The organism is Azospirillum griseum (assembly GCF_003966125.1).
Lineage (GTDB): Bacteria > Pseudomonadota > Alphaproteobacteria > Azospirillales > Azospirillaceae > Azospirillum > Azospirillum griseum.
In genome coordinates this window covers 1-763 of the sequence record NZ_RXMA01000117.1, presented here as the reverse complement: position 1 = coordinate 763, position 763 = coordinate 1, and the positions used below count along the sequence as shown (strand labels likewise).

The 763-nt window shown below is 67.4% G+C and carries 2 protein-coding genes; both read right to left on the bottom strand.

Annotation, left to right across the window (positions count from 1 at the left end):
- A partial coding sequence (tnpB, locus tag EJ903_RS28095) for an IS66 family insertion sequence element accessory protein TnpB (RefSeq protein WP_148105324.1) occupies positions 1-133 on the bottom strand: 133 nt, incomplete at its 3' end.
- Entirely contained in the window at positions 130-540 is a 411-nt protein-coding gene (tnpA, locus tag EJ903_RS26405; RefSeq protein WP_246016005.1) for an IS66-like element accessory protein TnpA, read from the bottom strand. The genes tnpB and tnpA, both read right to left, overlap by 4 nt.
- Positions 541-763 lie beyond the last annotated feature (223 nt).

Below are 763 nucleotides of genomic sequence, written 5' to 3'. Positions count from 1 at the left end.
GGAAGAGATGGCCGCTGTGCGGGTCCTGGGCGAAGCGTTCCTGCACCAGCAACGCCAAGCTCGCCCAGCCCTTGCGCATGTCGGTGTGCCCGCTGGCCAGCCACACCCGCACCCCGCTCGGCACCGGGATCATGCCAGGGCTCCGACGACGGCCGCCGCCAGGGCCGGGTCGACCGGCCCTTCCAGACGCAGGCGTGCCCCGCTGGGCAGGATAACCTCGAGAACCGCCGGGCGCGTGGTCGGCGCGGCCGGAAGCGGCAATGGCTCAGGAGGCTCAACGACCGGCGGTTCGGTTACGCTCGGCTCCGGCGTGATGGTCACCGCGACGAAGCTGGGCGGTTCGGCCACGGACGTTCCGCCGACCTTCAGCAGGTCCCGCCAGCGATACAACAGGCTTTCGTGCACGCCCAACCGACGGGCCGCCTCCGTCACCACAACGCCGGGGCGGAACGCCTCCTCCACCATCCGCACCTTCTCCGCCGACGTATAACTCCGCCGCCGTTCCCGACCCGTCAAAACCTCGACCCGCTGATAAGCCATCACGTTTGCTACTCGTTTGCGTCCGCGCAATGACGCGCAACGCAAAACTCGGACGTCAGACCCTACTTTGCCAAGGTGGTGTTCACCGGAGGCGTACGCGGATTCCGTCCTCACGCCGATTTGTGCGACAAAGCCTAGGCTGCCCAGTTCTCCACGCGATAGCGGGCGCGCGGGATCTTGTGACGGCGGCTCTCGTTGGCTTTGTATGGCATCGTGGTCTCGG